This is a genomic window from Xanthomonas sp. NCPPB 3582, from assembly GCF_041475735.2.
GTDB classification, from domain to species: domain Bacteria; phylum Pseudomonadota; class Gammaproteobacteria; order Xanthomonadales; family Xanthomonadaceae; genus Xanthomonas; species Xanthomonas codiaei.
In genome coordinates this window covers 2,672,263-2,693,542 of the sequence record NZ_CM192968.1, presented here as the reverse complement: position 1 = coordinate 2,693,542, position 21,280 = coordinate 2,672,263, and the positions used below count along the sequence as shown (strand labels likewise).

Sequence of the window (21,280 nt, the reverse complement as noted above, 5' to 3'; positions counted from 1 at the left end):
TCAGATCACCTCTAGCTCCGCCGTCAGCGCGCCAGCCTGCTTCAGGGCTTCCAGGATGGCGACCAGGTCGCCGGGAGCCGCGCCCACTTCGTTGACCGCGCGAACGATCTGGTCGAGCGTGGTGCCGCCTTCGAACTTGAACATGCGGCTGCCTTCGGAGGTGGCCGTGATGGTCGACTGCTGGGTCACCGCGGTGCGGCCGCCGCTGAAGGCGCCCGGCTGGCTGACATTGGTGTTTTCGCTGATGGTGACGGTAAGCGAGCCATGCGCGATGGCCGCCGGCATCACCCGCACCAGCTGGCCGATGACCACGGTGCCGGTGCGTGCGTTGACCACCACCTTGGCCGGTGCATCGCCGGGCGAGAGCTCGACGTTTTCCAGCCGCGACAGCAGGCCGATACGCGCGCCCGGGTCGGTCGGCGAGCGCACCGCCACGGTCACGCCATCGACCGCACGCGCGGTGCCGGCGCCGAAGCTGTTGTCGATCGCCGCCACCATGCGCGAGACGGTGGTGAAGTCGTTCTGGTGCAGGTTCAAGGTGATCTCGCCGCTGCCGGCGAACACGTCCGGCAGGGCGCGTTCGACGGTGGCGCCGTTGGGAATGCGGCCGACGCTGGGGATGTTCACCGACACCCGCGAGCCGTCCTTGCCCTGCGCACCGAAGCCGCCGACCACCAGGTTGCCCTGGGCCATCGCATAGACCTGGCCGTCGGCGCCCTTCAGCGGCGCCATCAGCAGCGAGCCGCCACGCAGCGACACCGCGTTGCCGATCGAGGAGACGGTGATGTCGATCGGCTGGCCGGGCTTGGCGAACGGCGGCAATTCGGCGTGGATGGCCACGGCGGCGACGTTCTTCAGCTGCGGGTTGACGTTCGCCGGAACATTGACGCCCAGCTCGCCGAGCAGGTTCTTCAGGCTCTGCACGGTGAAGGGCGCCTGGCTGGTGCGGTCGCCGCTGCCGTCCAGGCCGACCACCAGACCGTAACCGACCAGCGCGTTGCCGCGCACGCCGCCGACCTGGGCAAGATCCTTGATGCGCTCGGCCGAGGCCGGCGCGGCGATCGCGCAGGCCGCCACAACGGCAGCCAGCAGACGGAAGGACAGGGAAGACAGGTTCATGGTCGCAGGCTCAGTAGGGCGACAGACGGGAATTGAAGAAGCGGCTCAGCCAGCCCATCGCGTTGGACTGCGCGATCGCGCCGCGGCCGCCGTAGGCGATCCGCGCATCGGCCACCTTGCTGGAGGGCACGGTGTTGTCCGGAGCGATGTCGGCGGCGCGCACGATGCCCTGCACCTGCACCAGCTCGTCGCCCTGGGTCAGGCGCAGCTGCTTCTGCCCCTGGATCACCAGGTTGCCGTTGGGCAGGCGCTGCACCACGGTGACGGTCACGCTGCCCTGCATGCGGTTGCTCTGCGCGGTGTTGCCCTTGCCGTCGAAGCTGCGATCGCCGCTGGTGGAGTTGCGCAGCACGTCGGTGCCGTTGACGGTGAGCGGAACGCCCAGCAGCGTCGGGGTGCTCATGTCCACGCTGTCGGACTTGCTGACGGTGGTGTTGGCGGTGGACGAGGCCGTGGTGTTCTCCACCAGGTTCACCGTCAGCAGGTCGCCGACATCGCGGGCGCGGCGGTCGCCATACAGATTCAGTCCGGGACCGGCGGCGTAGATCGCTCCGGCGGTGGGCTGCGCGACCGGCGCGACCACCGGCACGATCGGGGCCATCTCCGCAAACGGCCGTACGTCGCCTGCGGCCACGCAACCGCCCAGCAGTGCGCTGCAGGCCAGAGCAAGACCCAGGGAGGAGAGGGAAGACAGGCGTGACATGGTGTGGATTCCTAAGAGGGCGACGGGCGGCGGACCGATCAGACGTTGTTGTTCAGGTAACCGAGCATCGAGTCGGTGGTGGAGATGGCCTTGGCGTTCATTTCGTAGGCGCGCTGGGTCTCGATCATGCTCACCAGCTCTTCCACCGTATTGACGTTGCTGCCTTCCAGCGCGCCCTGCACGGTGGTGCCCAGGCCATTCAAGCCGGGCGTGCCGTTCTGCGCGGGGCCCGAGGCGGTGGTCTCGACGAACAGGTTCTCGCCCTTGGCCTGCAGGCCCGAGGGATTGATGAAGTCGGTCAGGGTCAGCGCGCCGATTTCCTGCGCGGCCGCCTGGCCTGCGACGGTCACGCTGATGGTGCCGTCGTTGCCGATGGTCAGCGATTGCGCGCCTTCCGGCACCTGGATGCCCGGCTGCAGCGGATAGCCGCTGTTGGTGACCAGCTCGCCCTGCGCGTTGATCTGGAAGGTGCCGTCGCGGGTATAGGCCGAAGTGCCGTCGGGCATCTGCACTTCGAAGAAGCCGCGGCCGTTGACCATCACGTCGAGCGCGCGGCCGGTCTGCTGCTGGCTGCCCTGGTCGAAGCCCTTGAACGTGGACACCACGCGCACGCCGGTGCCCAGCTGCAGGCCGGTCGGCAGCTGCGTCTGCGCGGAGGTCGAACCGCCGGGTGCACGCACCTGTTGATACAGCAGATCTTCGAACGCAGCGCGGTCGCGCTTGAAGCCGGTGGTGTTGGTGTTGGCCAGGTTGTTGGAAATGACCGACATGCGCGTCTGCTGCGCATCCAGTCCGGTTTTGGCGACCCACAAAGCCTGATTCATGACCCGATTCCTCGTTAGACCCGGGGATGTGTTCCGGGTACGGGTGGGTATATGCACGTGGCGTGCCAAAGTGGCGCCGGATTTCTGCCGGGTGTGCGCGGGATCACGCGCCTGGCTGCGCGACGATCTACTCAGGGCAGGAGGGGCGGCGGCAGGCAGTCGCCAAGCCGCCGGCGGTTGCGTTTGCGTGGCTGATCACCTAGTGGTCGGTTGCCGGTTAGGGCAACTGATCACTTGGCGCGAACTCGTTTGATTGCAGGCGTAGCAGGCTCGTTGGCCGCGTCTCGGCTCCAGAACCCAGGGCAGAAGCTGAGTCGGTCGAGGGCGCGATGCCCTCACCGCTTGCGGGACACGCCGTAAACCCGTCCATGGGGGCTCCGTGGCGGCATCCATGCCGCCAAGGGTCCCGCAATCGGCGAGGGCACCGCGCCAGACAGTTTGCTGATGACCCAAATGGCGATCAACAAAGCACTTTGAGCGCTGCTCTCATACGGGCACCGACAATCTTCACTGGTCCTTGCCCGTTCACCCTCCCGGGACCTTACGCGGCATGGATGCCGCGTAAGAGCCTCCATGGACGGATTCACGGCGTGTCCCGGGAGGGTGAGCGGGCAAGGGCCCTCCAGCCAGGTCACGGACTAGCCGCTCTGCAGCCATGCCGCAGACCAGTCGCTCTGTAATGAAGCCCCGGACTTCTCTGTATGCCGAATGCGGTCGCCAAACACGCCTTACGGTCGGCGGCGGCGTTGGCAACAAATTGCAAGCTGGCTGGCGGCATGCGCCGCGCTTAGCCGCTCACCCGCAGCAGCGAATTGGCCGATTGTGCGTTGTCGTCGCCGTTCTTGATGATCTTGACCTGCATTTCGAACTGCCGCTGCAGCTGGATCATCTCCACCAGCGCGCCGGCCGCATCCACGTTGCTGCCTTCCAGCATGCCGCTGTTGATGGTCTTTCCGGTGGCCACCGCAAACGCCTGGGCCGGGTCGGTGCTGGTATTGCGCATCAGCCCGTCTGGGCGCCGCGTCAAACGGTCGGCGGGGGCGTCGACCACTTTCATCCTGCCGACGATGGCCATGGTCTGCGGACCTTCGCCCTGCGGAATGATCGAAATGCTGCCGTCGCTGCCGATCTCCATCGCCTGGTGCGGCGGGATGGTCATCGGGTTGCCGGCTTCGTCCAGCACCGCATGGCCGTTGGCGGTGACCAGCTGGCCATTGGCGGTAAGCGCCAGCTCCCCGTTGCGGGTATAGGCCTCGCTGCCGTCCGGCGATTGCACTGCCAGCCAACGGTCCTGCTGCAGCGACACGTCCAGCGGGTTGCCGGTCACCTTCTGGTGGCCCTGGCTGCGATCGAAGCCCTGATCCACATGCAAGGCATCGATCCGGGATGGATACCCCTTGCCCTGGATCTTGAACGCCTCGGTATTGGCCAGCGCAGCCTTGAACCCCACCGTATCGACGTTGGCGAGATTGTGCGACACGGTGCTCTGCGCCTGCAGGGAGGCACGGGCACCGGTCATCGCGACGTAGAGGGCTTTATCCATGAGGCACCGGGATTGGGGAGTCGGGATTCGGGATTCGTAAGAGCGGGCTGTTGCGACCTGGGAAAGGAGGGGGCACTGCGGGCATCGGTTGGATGCAATGCCCGCTCTTGCCAATCCCTAATCCCCAATCACTAATCCCGGCCGTTAACGAATATTGATGATCGTCTGGGTGACCTGGTCCTGGGTCGAGATCATCTGCGAGTTGGCCTGGAAATTGCGCTGGGCCACGATCATGTTCACCAGCTGCTCGGTCAGGTCCACGGTGGAGGCTTCCAGCGAGCCGGATTCGATCTGGCCCAGGTCCGAGGTGTCCGGTGCGCCGGTACGGGCGGCGCCGGAGGTGTAGCTCTCGGCCCACATGTTGTTGCCCTGCGACTGCAGGCCCTGCGGGTTGACGAAGCTGCTCAGCGCGACCTGGCCCAGCGGCTTGTCGGCGCCGTTGGAATAGCGTGCGAACACCACGCCGCTGGTGTCGATGCTGATCTCGTTGAGCTTGCCGCTGGCGTAGCCGTCCTGGCGGGTGTCGCGCAGGGCGAAGGCTTCGCCGTACTGGGTGGAGCCGCTGACATTGAGCTGCATGTTCAGCACGCCGGCACCGGTGCTCGGGGTGAACGGGTCCATCGCGATGATGCCGTTGGCCGGGGTGGTCAGCGCACCGGTGTCGGAGAACTGCAGCGTGGTCGGGGCACCGACGGCGGTGCCGTCCACGTAGTTGTGCACCTGCCATTCGTTCGGGTTGGCGGTCTTGACGAAGTAGGAGGTCTGCACATGGCTGACGCCCAGCGAGTCGTAGACGTTGATGCCGCCGGTGGAGTGGCTGTAGGTCTTGTCGTCGGCCGGATTGAACGGGGTCACCACCGGCGCGGTGGCGTTGCCGGGCAGGGTGAAGGCCAGGTTGACCGTGGAGGTGGACTTTGGCGGGCTGTCGGTGGTCAGCAGCTGCAGGTCGGACAGGCGGCCGACATCGAAGCCATTGCCGCTGGGATTGGGCGCAAACACCTGCAAACGCGCACCCTGCGGGTTGATCACATAGCCGTTGGCATCGGTCTGGAAGTTGCCGGCGCGGGTATACATCTTGGCGCCGTTGGACGAGACGGTGAAAAAGCCCTCGCCGGAGACCGCCAGGTCCAGGCTGCGCCCGGTCGGGTCGATATTGCCCTGCGAGAACTGCTGCGCCACGTTGCTGACCCGCACGCCCGAACCCACCGCGTTGCGCGACAGGCCATAGCTGGTGCTCTGGAACATGTCGGCGAACTCGGCGCGCGATTCCTTGAAGCCGGTGGTGTTGACGTTGGCGATGTTGTTGGAGGTGACGTTCAGATCGGCATTGGCTGCGTTGATGCCGGACAACGAGGTATTGAAAGCCATGGATGAGTTCCTTTGAGTGTCGGTTGCCGGCTCAGCTGACGCGGAGCACGTTGGCGAGCGGGGACGTGCCAAGCCCCGTCAGGTTGAGATACAGGCCGTCCGAGCCGATCGTGACGCTGTCCACCGGTGCATCGACGTAGGTGGACAACTTGCTCTTGGCACCGGCAGTGTCGGTCTGGGTTGCGGTGATGCCGTACTTGCCGGCGGGCATACGGTTGCCGTTGGCGTCGGTGCCGTCCCAGGCGAAGGACACCTCGCCAGCGGCGCTGGCCGGCACGCTGAGCTGCTTGACGAAGGTGCCGTTGGCATCGGTGATTTCGAAATTGACGAATCCGGCGGAGGTGGCGGCGACCACGCCCTTGGCCGAGCCGGTGGCATCGATGGCCACCTGCGCCGACGGCACCAGCACGTTGTGCCCGACCAGTGCAGCGCCCTTGAGCACCTGATCGCTGTTCATCGAGGTGGTGAAATTGCCGACCTTGGTATTGAGGTCGCCGATGCCCTGCACGGTGGAGAACTGCGCCAGCTGGCCCAGAAACGCGCTGTTTTCCATTGGTTTGAGCGGGTCCTGGTGTTGCAGTTGCTCGGTCATCAACTTGAGGAAGTCGGCCTGGCCGAGCGCCTCCTCCTTCTTGGCGACCGTGCTGCTGGTGCTCAGGCCGAGGCTTTTGTAGAGATCGCTGCCGATCGTGCTCATCTGGAGATTTCCGTTGGTATGGGTCAGCTAGGGACGGGTCAGCGACCCATGGTCAGGGTGGCCAGTGCCAGTTCCTTGGCGGTATTGAGCATTTCCACGCCGGCCTGGTAGTTGCGCGAGGCGGAAATCATGTTGACCATCTGCGAGACCGGGTCCACGTCGGGCGAGAACACGTAACCGTCGGCATCAGCCAGCGGGTGGCCGGGCTCGTAGCGACGGATCGGCGGCGCGTTGGTGGTGGTGATCTCCTTGACGTTCACCGAGGTCAGGCTGGGATCCTGGCGGCTCTGCTGGGCCTGGAAGATCGGCTCGATCGGCTTGTAGGTGGCCTCGGCCGAGCCCGCCACCGAATCGGCGTTGGCCAGGTTGGAGGCGATCGTGCTCAGGCGCACCGACTGCGCGTGCAGCGCCGAGCCGGCGACATCGAAAATGGGAAGGTTGCTCATGGCTTATTGGCCCGTGATCGCGGTGAGCATCGAGCGCACCTTGGATTCGAGGAAGCTCAACGACGCGCGGTATTCCAGCGCGGCGCGGCCGTAGGCAGCGCGTTCGGCGTCGGGATCGACGGTGTTGCCGTCCAGGCTGGGCTGATCGGCTTCGCGGGTGATCTGGAATGGATTGAGTCCGGCACCGCCGCCGATCTCGTAATGCTTGGCATCGGTGGTCTGCAGCAGGGTGCCGTCACGCACGCCTTCGGCCGCCTTGAGCGCAGCGTCGAAGTTCAGGTCCTTGGCCTTGTAGCCAGGGGTGTCCACGTTGCTCAGGTTGCTGGCAATGAGCTTCATGCGCTGCTCGCGCAGCGGCAGGGCGTCGCCGTGGATGCCTAGAAAGGACGAGAAGGGATTGGACATGGTGCTCTCCCGCGAGGTGTTGCCAGGGAGGAAGCAAGGTTTGTGCCGAAACGAGGGGTTGAGGGTTCGGCGAGCGTGCAGGGCGCCTGGGGCACCTGTCGGTGCCCGGATACCTTGTGCGATCCATTCAGGGATCGTGATGGCGAAGGAAGCCGGAAGATCGGCTTGGAGCGTCCAGATCGGTGCGGGGCTCGGCGCGCTATCGGACTCACAGGATGCAAGTCCTGTGCGCGGCGGAGCCGGTCAGTCGGCGCTCCTCAAACGTGAATGGGCGGGCCGGCCGGGCGAGTGGCTTGCTCGCGAGACAATTGCTGTGTGCGACATCAGCGCCGGCAGGTGGCCGGCGATGCAGGGAGTCGGCCAGCGGCCGACCGAAGCGGTGGGGTCTTGCTCAGGCCGCCTCGGCAACCACTTTCAGACGCGCCAGCACGTAATCGGCCAGCTCATGGGCGCTGTACTTGGCCACGAAGGCGTTGGCGCCGACCTGTTCGACCATGGCGTTGTTGAACACGCCGGACAGGGAGGTGTGCAGCAGCACGTACAGGCCCTGCAGGCCCGGGGTGCGCCGGATTTCCGTCGTCAGCGTGTACCCGTCCATCGCCGGCATTTCGATGTCGGAGATGACCATCGCATAGCGGTCGGCCGGATTCTCGCCGGATGCGGCCACCTGCAGCAGGTGATCCAGCGCCTGGCGGCCGTCCGAGAGCAGGGTGGCCGAGACGCCGAGCTGGTCGAGCACGCTGCGGATCTGCTGGCGCGCCACCCGCGAGTCGTCCACCACCAGCACCTGGAACTGCCGGTCGTAGGCCACCAGCTGCAGCGATGGATCCAGCTGCACGTCCTTGCTGACCTTGGCGATGTCGGCCAGCACGCTTTCCACGTCGATGACCTGGATCAGCTCGCCCTGGAAGCGCGTCACCGCCGTCAAATAAGTGGCTTCGGCGCCCAGTTCCGGCGGCGGATGGATGTCTTCCACCGCGATATTGACGATGCGTTCCACGCCGCTGACCAGAAACCCCTGGACCGAGCGGTTGAACTCGGCCACCACCAGGTAGCCGGGGCCGTTTTCGGCATGCGAATCGCGCTCGGGGTGGCCGATGGCCAACCCCAGGTCCAGCACCGGCACCGAGCGTCCGCGCACATCGGCCACACCGGCGAATTCGCTCGGCAGGCCCGGCACCTGGAACAGTTCCGGACGGCGCAGCACTTCCTGCACCTTGAAGACGTTGACGCCAAAAAGCTGGCGTCCGCCCAGCCGGAACAGCAGCAGGGCCAGTCGATTGTGGCCAGCCAGTCGGGTGCGCTGGTCGATGCGGTTGAGCAGATCGTGGGTCATGGGGCAGATATCGACAGCGCCCGCGGGAAACTTGAGGGCTTTGTGGGTGGTCGGGGGCGCTGTCGGGATTGGGGATTGGGGATTCGCTCAAGTGCCGGGATTAGGTGATTCGGGATTGGGGATTCGCTCAGGCGCCGTGATTAGGTGATTGGGGATTCGCTCGAACCCGCTTTCACGAATCCCCAATCCCGACTCCCCCAATCCCGGCAAAAAACAGGCACGCCGCTTGCAACGTCTGTCCCGTCTTCCTCCGGATCCGGTCCCATGCGCCTGCTCCTGCTTGTCATCCTGTTGGCTGCCGCTCCGGCCTGGGCCCAGAGCTATCAGTCTGTCGATTCCATTCGTGCTGCGGCACTGGCTACCGTTGGCCCGGATGCCGAGGCCGAGGCCACGCTCGATCCTGGCCTGCGCATGCCTGCCTGCCCGATCGCGCTGCAGGCCCAGCCCACCGGTACCAATACGGTGGAGGTGGCGTGCCCACAGCCGGCCGGATGGCGCCTGTTCGTGCCGCTGAAGGTGCGCCGCAACCAGGACGTGCTGGTGCTGCGCCGCGGCATCAGCGCTGGAGAAACCATCTCCCTGGCCGATATCAGCATCGAGAAGCGCGATGCCGCCCGCATTGCCGGTGCGGTACTGGCCGACCCGGTGGCTGCAGTGGGCAAGAGCGCCCGGCGCATCCTGTCGGCCGGGTCGTTGCTCTCGGCCAACGATCTGGTCAGCCAGCGGCTGGTCCACCGCGGCGATACCGTACCACTGGTCTCGCGCAACGGTGGCCTGGAGGTGCGCATGAGCGGTCGCGCACTGTCCGATGCCGGCGAAAACGAGCGCGTGTCGGTGGAAAATTCCTCGTCGCGGCGGGTGGTGCAGGGGGTTGTTGAAGCGAACGGAACCGTTGTCGTCTCCAGGTAAAAAATTTCTATAAAGTTTTTTTTCTGGGTGCCGTTATCCCCTACGACCTGTAGAGGAGTTCCTGACATGACCCAGAAAATCGAAGGCAATCTACCGACCGCTGCCACCCTTCGTACCGCGGCCACCAGCAGCAAGATCGCCTCGGCCGGCGAAGATCGCGCGTCCCCGGTTGCCGCCACCCCGCCCACCGACAGCGTCAAGCTGACCGGCGAGGCGACCAACCTGCAGAACCTGCAGCGCGAGCTTTCGCAGTCCTCGGCGATCGACACCGGTCGCGTCCAGGCGGTGAAAGAGGCGTTGCAGAACGGCAGCTACACCATCAATCCGGATGCCATCGCCAGCCGCATGATGGATCTGAATCAGCAACTGGCGGGTTGATCCCGACTTAAAGGATGAACGTGAACGAGTCCCTGCAACGTCTCAGCGATGCGCTGGCCGGCGAACGCCAGGCATTACTCGAGAACGACATCGATGGGTTGATGCGACACACGCAGGACAAGCTGTCGGCGCTGCGCGCGCTCGAAGCGGCGATGCCCGAAGGGCAGGAAGAGCGCCTGCGCGAGCTGGCCGAAGCCAATCGTGCCAATGGTGCGTTGCTGGCCCGCCGCCGCCGTGAAGTGAACTGGGCGTTGCGTCACCTGGGCCGCACCGAGAGCGGGCCGTCCTACGACGCCAAAGGCCAATCCAACGTAGTGCGCGGCGGACGTTCGCTGGCCGTTGCCTGACATAGCTGCGCTGCGCCAACCGCGCGCGCCAAGGCTGCCTGGGATCTCGAGCACGCCAGGGTGAGGGTAGGCCCTGCAGGCTTGCCATCGGAACACCCGGCCGGCCGCAACAGCCCGCCGTTCTCCGGAACGGAACAGTCGCCAAAGGACATCCATCGACATGCGTTGCCACGCAGCGGTCGTGTCCGCCTGTCGACGGGCGCATCCTGGTCACGCTGCATTACGCTCAATCGCATGCCGCCAGCGTTCGCCTGCCGCCCGCGCAGCCTGCCTGCCTACGCGGCTCTAAGACCAAGTGGCGATATGGCACCTTGAGGGTTCGGCGTATATTGAGGCGTCCCTCCTGTTGCCTCGTCCCGTGACCGCCAAGTTTTTTCTCAACCAGACATTGTTGCCGTCCTCAAGCACGTTGCGCGCCTTTGGCGACCAGATGCTGGAGGGCGTGTTGCTGTTCCGCGCCGACGGGCAGCTGATCCTCGCCAACGCCGTTGCGCGACAGAGCCTGTGCAAGGAAGATCCCACCGACGACCGCAACCTGGGCGAGCGCATCTCGCAGGTGCTGCCGTCGGACGCGTTGAACCAGGCGCGCAGCAAGGGCAGCTGGACCGGCAGCCTGCCGGTGGCCGACCGGGTGGTCATCGCGCATCTGTACTACAACGAAGAACAGGGCGTGGGCCACTTCCTGGCGCTGTTCCACAACATCGAAGGCCAGCAGGATTACGAGCGCGAGCTGCAGCAGCGCCACGCCGAACTGCGCCAGGCCTATATGCGGTTGAACGGTGCACAGGACAAACTGCTGCAGTCGGAAAAAATGGCCTCCATCGGTCAACTGGCCGCCGGCGTGGCGCACGAGATCAACAACCCGATCGGGTATGTGCACTCCAATCTCGGCAGTCTGCAGGAGTATCTGCGCAGCCTGTTCACCCTGATCGAGGCCTACGAACGCGCGCTGCAGGCGCCGGACCCGAAGGCGCTGATTCCCGAGATCGACGAGATCCGCAATCGCGCCGACATCGATTTCATCAGCCGCGACCTGCCGCAGCTAATGTCCGAATCGCGCGAAGGCATCGAGCGGGTGACCCGCATCGTGCGCGACCTCAAGGACTTCTCGTACTCGGACCGTTCCGAGTCGTGGAAGATGGTGGACCTGCATGCCGGCCTCGAATCCACGATCAACATCATCTGGAACGAGCTCAAGTACAAGGTGACGCTGGAGCGCAATTACGCTGAGCTGCCGCTGGTGGAGTGCCTGCCGTCCGAGCTCAACCAGGTCTACATGAACATGCTGCTCAACGCCGGCCAGGCGATCGTCGAGCGCGGCACGATCACCGTCACCACCGGCCGCGACGAGGCCGAGAACGTCTGGATCCAGTTCCAGGACAGCGGCGCCGGCATCGCTCCGGACCTGTTGCAGCGCATCTTCGACCCGTTCTTCACCACCAAGCCGGTGGGCAGCGGCACCGGCCTGGGCCTGTCGATCTCCTACGGCATCATCAACAAGCACCACGGCCGCATCGACGTGGAAAGCGTCCCGGGGCAGGGCGCCAGCTTCCGGATCACGCTGCCGATCCGGCAGCCGAAGTAGCGCTGGCGCGCTGGGATTGGTTATTCGGGATTGGGGATTCGCAGAAGCGGCTATTGCTGATCGCCAATGGGCTATCTGAAGCAATCGCACAGCACTCCGCTTCTAACCAATCCCGAATCCCCAATCCCTACTCCCGGCCGTTCCGCAGCTCGTCATGCGTGCGGAAGGCCTGGCGGATGTGTTCGCGCAGTTCGTCGTCGTTCCAGGGTTTGGTCAGGAAGCGGTAGATCGCGCCGCGGTTGATCGCCTCGGTGACGGTGGCCAGGTCGGTGTAGCCGGACAGGACCAGACGCACGGTGTCGGGGTAGAGCATCTTGACCCGGCCCAGGAACTCAGTACCGCTCATGTCGCTCATGCGCTGGTCCGACAGGATCACCTGCACATCGTTGGTGGCCAGCAGGTCGAAGGCGTCGCGCACGTTGCCGGCAGCCAGGATGCGGTAGCCATCGCGGCGGAACAGGCGCACCAGCGAGCGCAGCACGTTTTCCTCGTCGTCCAGCAGCAGCAGGGTGCGGTCGGGGCGGCTTTCGGCGAACGATTCCGGGCGCAGGTAGCGCCGGCGCAGCGCCATGCCGGCCGACTCGGCCGACATCGGCTCGCCGAACAGGTAGCCCTGGAAGATGTCGCAGTCGTTGCGGCGCAAAAAGCCCAGCTGTGCCTGCGATTCCACGCCATTGGCGATCACCGTCATGCCCAGCTGGTGGCCCATGGCGATGATGGCGCGCGCGATCGCCGCTTCGCGGCTGCCGGCCGGTGCGCTCTTGATGAAGCTGCGGTCGATCTTCAACCGGTCCACCGGGTAGCGCACCAGCGCGCTGAGACTGGAGTCGCCGGTGCCGAAGTTGTCCAGGCTCAGGCTGATGCCTTCGTTGCGCAGGTTGGCCATCGTCTCGTGGACGAAGTTGACGTTGTTGGTCAACGCGCTCTCGTTGATCTCCAGGGTCACGAACTGCGCGGGCACGCCGGCGGTCTGCAGCATCGCCATCACTTCGTTGAAGAAGCCCGGGCGCAGCAGCTGCAGCGTGGAAACGTTCACCGCAATGCTGAAATCGTCGAAACCCTGGTCGCGCCATAGCCGCGCCTGGCGCACCGCGTTCTGCAGCACCCATTCGCCGATCTGCACGATCACGCCCAGGCGTTCGGCGGTGCGCATGAAGCGCTCGGGCACCAGCATGCCCAGGGTCGGCGACTGCCAGCGCAGCAGCGCTTCCATGCCGACGATGCGGCCGTCGCGGGCGCTCACCAGCGGTTGATAGCGCAGCCGCAGCTCGCCATGTGGAATCGCATCGACGATCTGCCGCGCAATGATGCTTTCGCTATGCGCGTTGGTGGCCGAGTTGCGCGTGTACAGCCGCACCGTGTTGCCGCCTTCGCGCGCGGCCTGGTAGCTGGCTTCCTCGGCGTAGTCGAGCAGGGTGGACAGCGAGGTGGAGTGCTCCGGACACAGGCTGATGCCGACCTTGCCGGTCATGAACAGCGTGTACGGCAGCACCGACAGCGGCAGTTCCAGCTGCTGGCGGATCTCCTCGGCAAAATCCTCCGGCAACGGCGTGTCGTCGCGGCGTACCGCCACGATGACCATCTCGTCGCTGCCGTGCCGCCACAGCTTGCCACGGGTACCGAGAAATTCCTGCAGCCGGCGCGCTGCCAGGGTCAGCGCCTGATCGCCGACCTCGCCACTCATGTTCTCGTTGATCGAGGCGAAATGGTCGATATCGACGTGGAAGATCATCAATGGCTGGCCGCCGGAGGCGGCTGCGTCGACCAGGTGCAGCAGTTCGGGATTGCCTGCGCCCAGGCGTGTCGGCTTGACAATTTCCAGTCCGGGCGGGATTACAGGGCTCCACATGACTCAACGTCCACCATCTTCGTGGACGGACTCGCCGGCCGGGTGATAGGGCAGGCGCAACGTCACGCGCGTGCCTGCTCCGGGAGCCGATTCTATCGCGAGCACGCCACCGACGGTTTGCGCACGCTCACGCATCACGATCAGCCCCAGTCCACGCGGACCTTCGGGCTCGAATCCATCGCCGTCGTCGCTGACTTCCAGGCTGAAGCTGGTGCCATCGATCGAGTGCAGACGCATGCGCACTTCGCCTGCACAGGCGTGCCGCAATGCATTGGTCAGGCTTTCCTGCGCGATGCGGAAGCAGGCCTGCTCGATTTCGTTGCCGGGGCGCACGTCCAGCGGCTGTATATCCAGTTCCAGCCGGACCTGCGAGGCGCGGAACAGCATCGACGCCTGCCAGCGCAAGGCCGCTTCCAGGCCCAGCGCATCCAGCTGCGGCGGACGCAGCAGCATCGACAGATTGCGCAGCTTGGTCACCGTGCTGTCGGCCAGCGACACCACTTCAAGCAGGTCCTCGCGGCGCGCCTGCGGATCGGCTTCATCCAGCGCCGCATGCGCCGACAGCTTCATCGCGGTGATCGCCTGGCCGATATCGTCGTGCAGGTCGCGCGAGATGGCGCGGCGCTCGTCTTCCTGCAGCGAGAACAACCGCTTGGCCATCGCCTGCAGCTCGGCGTTGCTTTCGGCCAACGCATCGCGCATGCGCTCGGGTTCGCTCAGGTCGCGTACCACCAGCAACTTGCAGCTGCGCCCGCCATAGCGGATATCGCCGGCCGACAAGCCTGCGTAGAAGGTGCTGCCATCGCGGCGACGCATCGCCCGTGCGCTGGAGACCGGTTCGTTGCGGTCGCTGCCGGCGCGCAGATAGTCGCGCACCATGGGCAGGTCGGTGTCGCTGACCAGGGTCTGCAGCGGTTCGCCCAGGATGGTTTCGCCCTGGAAGCCGAACTGGGTGGAGCCGGCCGCATTGGCGTACATCACGTGCTCGTCGGCCAGGATCAGCACGCCATCCGGCAGCACCCGCACCAGTTCCCGGAATTGTTCCTCGCGCTCGCGCAGCAGGCGCCGCGACTGTTCGCGTTCGCTCACGTCCTGCAGGGTGCCGTGCACATGGCGGGCGCCGCCGGGCAGGCTCACGCTCTCGGCGCGCAGGTGCACCGTGCGCGGCTGCGAATCGCCGCCGGTCAGCGGCAGCAGCACGTCGATCTGCACTTCGCCGCCGGTGCACATGTCTTCGATCATGCGTTCGATCCGCGCCTGGGTCGCGCTATCGGACGCGGTCAGCAGCTCTTCCAGTCGGTGTTCGCGGCGGTGCATCGGCACGCTACGCCCCAGGATGCGATAGACCGCCGACGAGTAGCGGCCGAGGCCGGTGGCCCGATCCAGTTGCCAGGAGCCCAGACGCGCGATGCCTTGCGCTTCTTCCAGGCGTTCCAGTGCCTCGTCGCGCAGGTGCTGCGCCTGCCGCTCTTCGCTGCGGTCCACCGTGACCACCAAGCGGGCAGGGCCGCTGGCCAGGTGCAGCTGATTGCTGCGGACCTCGACATGCCGCAGGCCACTGCGCGTCAGCAGGTCTTCGTTGAGCACGCAGGTGGTGTCGCCCTTGCCACGGATCTGGGTGATGATTTCTTCCAGCCGGTCGCCATCGGCATTGGGCCAGATCGCCTGTAGCGTCTGCTGCAGGAATTCATCGCGTTCCCAGCCGAAGAATTCCAGCGCCGCCGGGTTGGCATCCAGGATGCGCATGCTGGCCAGGTCGTAGATGAAGGCCGGGCTGGGCAGCGCCAGGAACTTGGCCTTCAGCAGTGCCTCGGACTGCGCCAGTTGCGCATGTTCGTCCACGATCAAGGCCACGAAACGCCGCAGCACCAGGTGGATCACGATGCTGGACAGCAGCAGGAAGCTGGCGTCCGACCAGCGTTCCGGCGTGGCGGCGCCGGCCAGGTTGAGCAGACGGTTGCCGAGCAGCAGCCAGAGCACGCCGATCAGCAGGTAGAGGCCGGTCAGCGTCCACAGGCCTTGCTGCAGGCGCTCGGCCAGGCGAAGTCGGGACACCGGAGGGGACGAGAATACGGGCGCGGCGGCAGGTTGGTGCATGGGTCCGCGAACGACCTCAGGAGCTGGGCGATGCGGCCATCTTAGCCGCAACTGCGTCCGGTTCGGTCGCGCCCGAAACAGGTCCCTCAACTAATCCGCCGAGCGGCCGTTATCCATTGCGACTCCGAGCCAGGGGTCGATCCTTCGGAGTGTTCCAGAGTGGACTCAGGCGTCATTGCAAGCATGCTGCAGCACCCGCTGACCTCAGCGGTGGTGCTGTTGGATGCGCATGGCCAGCCCCTGGCGGCCAATCGTGTTGCGCAGTCCCTCGGGCTGCCGGCAACCCTCGGCGCATACGCCGAGGTACTGGAGAGCAGTCGGGCCCAGGTGGCCGATAGCGGCGGCATGACCGCCTGCGTGCTGCCCGGCACCGCTGGCGGACGGCTGGAAGGCTGGCTGCGTGCGGTCTGCGACGAGCACGGCCAGGTGATGGCCTTCACCTTGAGCATTCCCGAGCCGATGGGTGCCGATGGCACCAGCCGCTGGGAAATGGGACTGGACAGTGCCGACCACGGATTGTGGGACTGGGATATCCCGGCCGACGTGGTGTACCGCTCCGAACGCTGGACCCGCATGCTCGGCTATTCCGAGCAGCCGCTGCCGAATAACCTCACCGCGCTTTCCGGTCTGATCCATCCCGACGACCACGCGCATGTCAGTGCCGCGGTGCAGGCGCATCTGGATGGCCGCACCGATACCTACGTGGCCGAATTTCGCCTGCGCCAGCACGATGGCCAGTGGCGCTGGATCCTGGATCGCGGCCGCGTGGTCTCGCGCACCGCAGATGGCCGCCCGCTGCGCATGGTCGGCACGCATACCGATGTGCATCACCAGAAATTGCTCGAGCAGCAGCTGCGCGAGCAGCAGGCCCAGCTCGAAGAAGCCCAGCGGATCGCCAGCATGGGCAGCTGGAGCTGGGACTCGCTGAAGGACCAGCTCTGGGTTTCGCAGGATTTCCTGCAGCAGCTCGGCATGACCCAGCTGCGCCTACAGGGCATCCGCGACCTGCTGCGTCTGCTCGCCCGGCCGTCGGTTGCGCAATTGCGCAGCGCCTGGCGCAAGATCAAGCACGAAGGCCTGCCGGTCCATTTCGAGCTGGAGATCAATGGCCAGCTCGGCGTCAATCCGCATCACCTGCGGGTGTGGGCGCAGCCGGTCTTCGATGGCGACGGCAGCATGGTGCGTGTCCTGGGCCAGCTGCAGAACGTCACCGAACAACGCCAGACCGACGCCCTGATCCGCTGGCGCACCGAATTGCTCAACCGCGTGTCCGCGCTGGGCAAGATCGGCGGCTGCGAGATCGAGGTCGACACCCGTCGCATGCAGTGGACCGAGGAGTGCTACCGCATCCACGGCCTGCGCAAGGAAAACATCACCCTGGAGCAGGCGCTGGCGCTGTACACCCAGGATTCGCGCGATGCCTTCGAAGCGGCACTGCTGCGCATCTCCGATGGCGGCCTGCCCGAGCAACTGGAGCTGTGCTTCTATCGCAATTCCGGCCAGCGCATCTGGGTGCAGGTCCTCATCGAACTGGACCGCCGCGAAGGCCTGCCGCCGCGCTTCGTGGCCCTGTTCCGCGATGTCACCCGCGAGCGCGAGGCCAACGAACGCATCGAGCTACTGGCGCATTACGACCGCCTGACCGGTCTGCCGAACCGCTTCCTGCTGCGCGAGCAGGCAGAAAACGCCATCCGTGAGGCGCACGAGCGCGGCCAGGTGATGGCCATGCTGCTGATCGATCTGGATGGCTTCAAGAGCATCAACGACTCGTTCGGTCATGCCACCGGCGACAACCTGCTCAAGCTCGCCTCCGCGCGTCTGCATCAGCACCTGCGCAACAGCGACCTGTTCGGTCGCTTCAGCGACGACGAATTCATCGTACTGCTGCGCGATCTGTCCGAGCCGGAAGATGCCGGCCATGTGGCGCGCAAGCTGATCAGCGCGCTGGGCGAACCGCTGCGCAAGGACCACGTCACCCTCAAGCTCGGCGCCAGCATCGGCATCGCGCTGCAAGGGGAAGGCCTGTCGGACTTCGATAGCCTGCTGCGCGCCGCCGACGCGGCGATGTACGCGGCCAAGGAATCCGGCCGCAACACCTTCCATTACTACAGCCAGGACGTGCTGCTGCGTGCGCAGCGCCGCCTGGAGCTCGAGCATGCGCTGCAGGGCGCACTCGAGCGCGAAGAGTTCACCCTGGTCTACCAGCCGCTGGTCAACACCGTGGGCGATTCCTCGCCGGCAATCGAGGCGCTGATGCGCTGGAATCGCCCGGGCCATGGCCCGTGCAGTCCGGCCGAATTCATCCCGATCGCCGAAGAATGCGGCGAGATCGTGCGCCTGGGCGAGTGGGTCATCGGCGAAGCCTGCCGCCAGGCGGTGGTCTGGGATCGCGCCGGACTCAATTTCAGCCGCATCGCGGTCAATGTGTCGGCCGTGCAGCTGCGCGAGCGCGGCTTTGCCGAGCGCGTGCTGGAGATCTGCCGCGACAACAGCTGGTCGCCGTCGCGGCTGGAGCTGGAGCTGACCGAATCGGCCCTGATCCGCGATTCGGACTCGCTGCGCCGATGCTTCGAACTGTTCGAACAGAATGGCGTGCTGCTGGCGGTGGACGACTTCGGCACCGGCTTCTCCAACCTGCATTACCTCAACCGTTTCCCGGTGCAGCGCCTGAAGATCGACCGCAGCTTCGTACAGGGCATGCTCGACGACGCCAACACCGCCGAAGTCACCCAGGCCATCGTGCATCTGGGCCACGCACTGGGCATGCAGGTGGTTGCCGAGGGCGTTGAGACGGTGCAGGAAGATGCCTTGCTACGCCAGCAGGGCTGCGATGAGATCCAGGGCTACTTCTACTCACGCCCGCTGTCGCCGCGCGACATGGCGCAGTGGCTGCGCGAGGCCGAAGCCGGCATGCGCCTGGGCGCGCGGCTGGTGATTGCCAGCTGAGACCATAGTTTGGCTCGATAGCGCGACCAGAAACGAGGGCGGTTGTCCCGTGCCTGCATGGATGACTGCCGGCGTGGCCGTGCCACGCGGTAAGCACCGACTGATGCAGTTTGATCGATCGACATCGTGCCGGTCCTATTCCGGTTCGAACGACAGTTCGCGTCTTCAGAGCAGCGGTGTGCGCTCTCGCCGTTTATCAGGGAAGAAAAGGGACAGATAGCCAGCCGCGATCGCGCGGTCGCGAAGTCTCAAGCCAACTCCTTCTGCTGTCACCACGGTGACCTCGGTCACCGTGCCTTGCGGATTGACCTGCACTTCCCGGACAAGGCGGTCGCGCCACGCAGCCGGCGGGATCGCTGCATCATGGTTCGGGCGGCCAACGACATACGGGGTTCCCGGATCGTTCGACAGCGGCAAGTCTGCCAGCCTGGCATGGACCTGTAGCGTCTGTTCCCCGCTGCGTCCATCTCCTGTGCTTGCGCGAAACCTCCACAGGCCGGGCTTGCCTCCCTGGCCCGGATCGGCACCGTAGCAGTGCTTGATGCCACGGTAGTCGGGGTACCGACGGCTCGACACTTCCTGCCCGGAGGCATCGAACGCCTGCACTACCAATGCGCCTACGTCGGTCTCGGCGAGATCGGTCGCGACACACACCTGGTGAGTGTGCCGACTATCGGTCAAAAACTGGATGGTTTGCTGGCGGGCAATCGAATGAGGTGGCCGGGCTTCCCAGAGAATTCAAGATACACCCCATCATCTGCCGCATTGGCCGAGCGAGAGAGCGCTGCCGCAAGCAACGCCAGGCAACTGGTTTTCATGGCATCCAGCGCTCAATCCGAAGAAGACAGCATGCCGATCGCGCTGGTTGGCGACAGGCTCAGGAGGTGAGATGGATGGTAGCGGTCCTGGCCAGACCTGACACAGCCGCAGCCGGTGCAAGCGAGTCCCGGGCCGGGCAGGGTGTCCAAGGAGCGTACGCACGGCATTGGCGATGCGGGGAGGAGCGAAAGAAGCGGACGGCTCAGGAGCCTGGGATCGGGCAGTCTAACAACACGGCCGGGCGCCTGCCGAGGCACGCCCCGCCGGTCTGGCATCAGCGCCCGGAGGCGCCGACCGCGTCGCCGTCCAGGCCCAGGTCCCAGGCCACCGTGGCGAACAGCAGCTCGTCTTCGCTGCAGTCGCGGCGCGGATTGATCATTGCCTTGACTTCCGCGCGGGCGGCAAGCTCCAGCCGTTCCAGCGCGGCCGGCAGCCGTACGCGCCGCAACACAGGCCTGGCCGCGTCGCTGAGCGCAATGCGCTCGGCATGCGCGGCAGCCAATGCGGCGGACTGCAGCGCATCGGTGGGAACAGTGTCGATGGTCGGGGCGAGCAGCGTCATGACGAAACACCAGGTCGGTACGGAACGACAAATCCCCGGAGGGCCGGGGAATGTCGGGATCAGGGGATGCGGGTCGGCATCGGTCTCAGAACAGCTCGACCGTGCCGGCGCCCATGCCCTGCTGCGCCACCGGCTTGTGCGGCGGGCGTTCCCACTCCACGCGCATGTCGCGCAGGCGGTTGGACACCTTGGCCAGCGCGGCGACCAGGTCGCTGTCGTACACGCCGCCATTGCGATGCAGCAGTTCCTGCAGCGCCACCGCCTCACGGTTGATCGCGGTGAGGCGATCGAGGTGGGTGTGGATGCCGCTCAGCGTCTGCGTGGCGATGTCCTCGAACTGCAGGGCACGCACCGCTTCGGCCACGCTGCCGTCGATGGCACGGGCGCATTCGGAAATTTCGCGCATGCCATCGCCCAACGAGGCATTGATCTGGGCGACGTTCTCCAGCATGGCGGCCGATTCGTGGCGGGCTTCGCGGGAGCGGTCCATGTGGCGCGAGGCCAGTTGCGAGACCGTTTCACGCACCTTGGCGATCGATTCCTTGGAGCTGTGGGCCAGCTTGCGGATCTGCTCGTTGAAAGTGGTGGAGCGTTCGGACAGGTTGCGCACTTCGTCGGCGACCACCGCGAAACCGCGACCGGCTTCACCGGCACGCGCAGCTTCGATGGCGGCGTTCAGGGCCAGCAGGTTGGTCTGGTCGGCGATCGACTTGACGTCTTCCAGCAGCGCGAAGATGCCATCCAGGTGCTGGGCCATCTCATCGATGTGATGCACCGTGGTATTGCTCTGGCCGCTCACCTGTTCCAGCGCTTCCACCAGTTGCTCCATGCGGGAGCTGGCGTGCTGGGCGAAGCGGGCGACGTCGACGCCGGCGCTGCCGTCGTCACCGGCACGGTCGACGATACGGGCCAGCGCCTGGCTCTGCTGGCGCGACTTGCGGTTCATCGCTTCGAAGCTGCCACCCAGGCCGGACACGGCCTGGCGGATCAGTTCGCGGGCACGCTCGACTTCCGAGCGCGAACCGTCGACTTCGTTGCTGACGAACGTACGCAGTTCGTTGAGCAGCTGGTCCTGCTCGCGCAGGATGCGGGCCTGGTCCGGGTTGGGCCGGAACTGGGAGTACGTCACCCAGGCAGCAAAACCCAACCAACTGAGGGTCATGGTCGCCAGAATCGCCCAGCGCACCGAAGCGGGCCAGTCGAATCCGACAGCGAATGGAAACAGCAAGGTCAGAGCCAAAGGGGCGGCCAGACGGATGAGTGGACGTGAATACATGGGCGTTCTCGGCAGAGTCACGGTTGCTGTATCGGCAATACCCCCGTGGTCTTTAGCGACGATCGCCATCT

Annotated in this window: 19 protein-coding genes; 5 read left to right on the top strand and 14 right to left on the bottom strand. The window is 65.6% G+C overall.

Features of this window, described 5'->3' with window-relative positions:
* The 9 genes from ACCQ05_RS11380 to ACCQ05_RS11340 form a co-directional block, all read right to left on the bottom strand.
* Window positions 1-1,119 carry a flagellar basal body P-ring protein FlgI gene (locus tag ACCQ05_RS11380; protein WP_372390303.1) on the bottom strand — a complete coding sequence of 373 codons (1,119 nt, stop codon included), beginning with the start codon at window positions 1,117-1,119 and terminating at the stop codon, window positions 1-3.
* A gap of 10 nt (window positions 1,120-1,129) precedes the next feature.
* Window positions 1,130-1,822: a flagellar basal body L-ring protein FlgH gene (gene flgH / locus ACCQ05_RS11375; protein ID WP_104541103.1), complete on the bottom strand. Its 693-nt coding sequence runs from the start codon at window positions 1,820-1,822 to the stop codon at window positions 1,130-1,132.
* A gap of 38 nt (window positions 1,823-1,860) precedes the next feature.
* Complete coding sequence (gene flgG, locus ACCQ05_RS11370) at window positions 1,861-2,646, bottom strand: flagellar basal-body rod protein FlgG (protein ID WP_104541104.1); 786 nt, start codon at window positions 2,644-2,646, stop codon at window positions 1,861-1,863.
* 787 nt (window positions 2,647-3,433) lie between these two features.
* Complete coding sequence (flgF, locus tag ACCQ05_RS11365) at window positions 3,434-4,189, bottom strand: flagellar basal-body rod protein FlgF (RefSeq protein WP_104541105.1); 756 nt, start codon at window positions 4,187-4,189, stop codon at window positions 3,434-3,436.
* Between the two features lie 144 nt (window positions 4,190-4,333).
* The gene (gene flgE, locus ACCQ05_RS11360) at window positions 4,334-5,557 is read right to left on the bottom strand and encodes a flagellar hook protein FlgE (RefSeq protein ID WP_104541106.1); all 1,224 of its coding nucleotides are present in this window, start codon (window positions 5,555-5,557) and stop codon (window positions 4,334-4,336) included.
* A 31-nt stretch (window positions 5,558-5,588) separates the two neighbouring features.
* Window positions 5,589-6,254 carry a flagellar hook assembly protein FlgD gene (locus ACCQ05_RS11355; RefSeq protein WP_104541107.1) on the bottom strand — a complete coding sequence of 222 codons (666 nt, stop codon included), beginning with the start codon at window positions 6,252-6,254 and terminating at the stop codon, window positions 5,589-5,591.
* A 38-nt stretch (window positions 6,255-6,292) separates the two neighbouring features.
* On the bottom strand, window positions 6,293-6,700 hold the full coding sequence (gene flgC / locus ACCQ05_RS11350) for a flagellar basal body rod protein FlgC (protein WP_005914451.1): 408 nt from the start codon (window positions 6,698-6,700) through the stop codon (window positions 6,293-6,295).
* A gap of 3 nt (window positions 6,701-6,703) precedes the next feature.
* The gene (gene flgB, locus ACCQ05_RS11345; protein ID WP_104541108.1) at window positions 6,704-7,105 is read right to left on the bottom strand and encodes a flagellar basal body rod protein FlgB; all 402 of its coding nucleotides are present in this window, start codon (window positions 7,103-7,105) and stop codon (window positions 6,704-6,706) included.
* A 391-nt stretch (window positions 7,106-7,496) separates the two neighbouring features.
* Window positions 7,497-8,441: a chemotaxis protein gene (locus tag ACCQ05_RS11340; protein ID WP_104541109.1), complete on the bottom strand. Its 945-nt coding sequence runs from the start codon at window positions 8,439-8,441 to the stop codon at window positions 7,497-7,499.
* 264 nt (window positions 8,442-8,705) lie between these two features.
* Between ACCQ05_RS11340 and flgA the strand changes: the two genes are divergently transcribed.
* The 4 genes from flgA to ACCQ05_RS11320 all read left to right on the top strand — a co-directional run bounded on the left by flgA (window position 8,706) and on the right by ACCQ05_RS11320 (window position 11,660).
* The gene (flgA, locus tag ACCQ05_RS11335; protein ID WP_228963663.1) at window positions 8,706-9,350 is read left to right on the top strand and encodes a flagellar basal body P-ring formation chaperone FlgA; all 645 of its coding nucleotides are present in this window, start codon (window positions 8,706-8,708) and stop codon (window positions 9,348-9,350) included.
* Window positions 9,351-9,416: 66 nt separating this feature from the next.
* Complete coding sequence (gene flgM, locus ACCQ05_RS11330) at window positions 9,417-9,728, top strand: flagellar biosynthesis anti-sigma factor FlgM (protein WP_064510812.1); 312 nt, start codon at window positions 9,417-9,419, stop codon at window positions 9,726-9,728.
* Between the two features lie 14 nt (window positions 9,729-9,742).
* Window positions 9,743-10,075 carry a flagellar protein FlgN gene (locus ACCQ05_RS11325; protein ID WP_104541111.1) on the top strand — a complete coding sequence of 111 codons (333 nt, stop codon included), beginning with the start codon at window positions 9,743-9,745 and terminating at the stop codon, window positions 10,073-10,075.
* 358 nt (window positions 10,076-10,433) lie between these two features.
* Window positions 10,434-11,660, top strand: a complete 1,227-nt coding sequence (locus tag ACCQ05_RS11320; protein ID WP_104541112.1) for an ATP-binding protein — start codon at window positions 10,434-10,436, stop codon at window positions 11,658-11,660.
* A 127-nt stretch (window positions 11,661-11,787) separates the two neighbouring features.
* Here the strand turns inward: ACCQ05_RS11320 and ACCQ05_RS11315 are convergent, their stop codons facing one another.
* Together ACCQ05_RS11315 and ACCQ05_RS11310 are read right to left on the bottom strand one after the other, a co-directional pair.
* Complete coding sequence (locus tag ACCQ05_RS11315; RefSeq protein WP_104541113.1) at window positions 11,788-13,509, bottom strand: EAL domain-containing protein; 1,722 nt, start codon at window positions 13,507-13,509, stop codon at window positions 11,788-11,790.
* A 3-nt stretch (window positions 13,510-13,512) separates the two neighbouring features.
* A complete protein-coding gene (locus tag ACCQ05_RS11310) occupies window positions 13,513-15,606 on the bottom strand; it encodes a sensor histidine kinase (protein WP_372390301.1) in 2,094 nt (697 codons plus the stop codon).
* Window positions 15,607-15,765: 159 nt separating this feature from the next.
* On the opposite strand from ACCQ05_RS11310, the gene ACCQ05_RS11305 reads away from it, so the two are divergent.
* The gene (locus ACCQ05_RS11305) at window positions 15,766-18,552 is read left to right on the top strand and encodes a sensor domain-containing protein (protein ID WP_228963659.1); all 2,787 of its coding nucleotides are present in this window, start codon (window positions 15,766-15,768) and stop codon (window positions 18,550-18,552) included.
* Window positions 18,553-18,717: 165 nt separating this feature from the next.
* Here the strand turns inward: ACCQ05_RS11305 and ACCQ05_RS11300 are convergent, their stop codons facing one another.
* The 3 genes from ACCQ05_RS11300 to ACCQ05_RS11290 form a co-directional block, all read right to left on the bottom strand.
* Window positions 18,718-19,233 carry a hypothetical protein gene (locus ACCQ05_RS11300; RefSeq protein ID WP_228963658.1) on the bottom strand — a complete coding sequence of 172 codons (516 nt, stop codon included), beginning with the start codon at window positions 19,231-19,233 and terminating at the stop codon, window positions 18,718-18,720.
* A gap of 412 nt (window positions 19,234-19,645) precedes the next feature.
* The gene (locus tag ACCQ05_RS11295; RefSeq protein ID WP_228963657.1) at window positions 19,646-19,933 is read right to left on the bottom strand and encodes a hypothetical protein; all 288 of its coding nucleotides are present in this window, start codon (window positions 19,931-19,933) and stop codon (window positions 19,646-19,648) included.
* Window positions 19,934-20,018: 85 nt separating this feature from the next.
* Window positions 20,019-21,209 carry a methyl-accepting chemotaxis protein gene (locus ACCQ05_RS11290; protein WP_104541116.1) on the bottom strand — a complete coding sequence of 397 codons (1,191 nt, stop codon included), beginning with the start codon at window positions 21,207-21,209 and terminating at the stop codon, window positions 20,019-20,021.
* Between the last annotated feature and the right edge of the window lie 71 nt (window positions 21,210-21,280).

Excerpts from the sequence above, each read along its gene's own strand:
- ACCQ05_RS11380 (WP_372390303.1), bottom strand. The coding sequence starts at position 1,119 with ATGAACCTGTCTTCCCTGTCCTTCCGTCTGCTGGCTGCCGTTGTGGCG.
- flgH (WP_104541103.1), bottom strand. The coding sequence starts at position 1,822 with ATGTCACGCCTGTCTTCCCTCTCCTCCCTGGGTCTTGCTCTGGCCTGC.
- flgG (WP_104541104.1), bottom strand. The coding sequence starts at position 2,646 with ATGAATCAGGCTTTGTGGGTCGCCAAAACCGGACTGGATGCGCAGCAG.
- flgF (WP_104541105.1), bottom strand. The coding sequence starts at position 4,189 with ATGGATAAAGCCCTCTACGTCGCGATGACCGGTGCCCGTGCCTCCCTG.
- flgE (WP_104541106.1), bottom strand. The coding sequence starts at position 5,557 with ATGGCTTTCAATACCTCGTTGTCCGGCATCAACGCAGCCAATGCCGAT.
- ACCQ05_RS11355 (WP_104541107.1), bottom strand. The coding sequence starts at position 6,254 with ATGAGCACGATCGGCAGCGATCTCTACAAAAGCCTCGGCCTGAGCACC.
- flgC (WP_005914451.1), bottom strand. The coding sequence starts at position 6,700 with ATGAGCAACCTTCCCATTTTCGATGTCGCCGGCTCGGCGCTGCACGCG.
- flgB (WP_104541108.1), bottom strand. The coding sequence starts at position 7,105 with ATGTCCAATCCCTTCTCGTCCTTTCTAGGCATCCACGGCGACGCCCTG.
- ACCQ05_RS11340 (WP_104541109.1), bottom strand. The coding sequence starts at position 8,441 with ATGACCCACGATCTGCTCAACCGCATCGACCAGCGCACCCGACTGGCT.
- flgA (WP_228963663.1), top strand. The coding sequence starts at position 8,706 with ATGCGCCTGCTCCTGCTTGTCATCCTGTTGGCTGCCGCTCCGGCCTGG.
- flgM (WP_064510812.1), top strand. The coding sequence starts at position 9,417 with ATGACCCAGAAAATCGAAGGCAATCTACCGACCGCTGCCACCCTTCGT.
- ACCQ05_RS11325 (WP_104541111.1), top strand. The coding sequence starts at position 9,743 with ATGAACGTGAACGAGTCCCTGCAACGTCTCAGCGATGCGCTGGCCGGC.
- ACCQ05_RS11315 (WP_104541113.1), bottom strand. The coding sequence starts at position 13,509 with ATGTGGAGCCCTGTAATCCCGCCCGGACTGGAAATTGTCAAGCCGACA.
- ACCQ05_RS11310 (WP_372390301.1), bottom strand. The coding sequence starts at position 15,606 with ATGCACCAACCTGCCGCCGCGCCCGTATTCTCGTCCCCTCCGGTGTCC.
- ACCQ05_RS11295 (WP_228963657.1), bottom strand. The coding sequence starts at position 19,933 with ATGACGCTGCTCGCCCCGACCATCGACACTGTTCCCACCGATGCGCTG.
- ACCQ05_RS11290 (WP_104541116.1), bottom strand. The coding sequence starts at position 21,209 with ATGTATTCACGTCCACTCATCCGTCTGGCCGCCCCTTTGGCTCTGACC.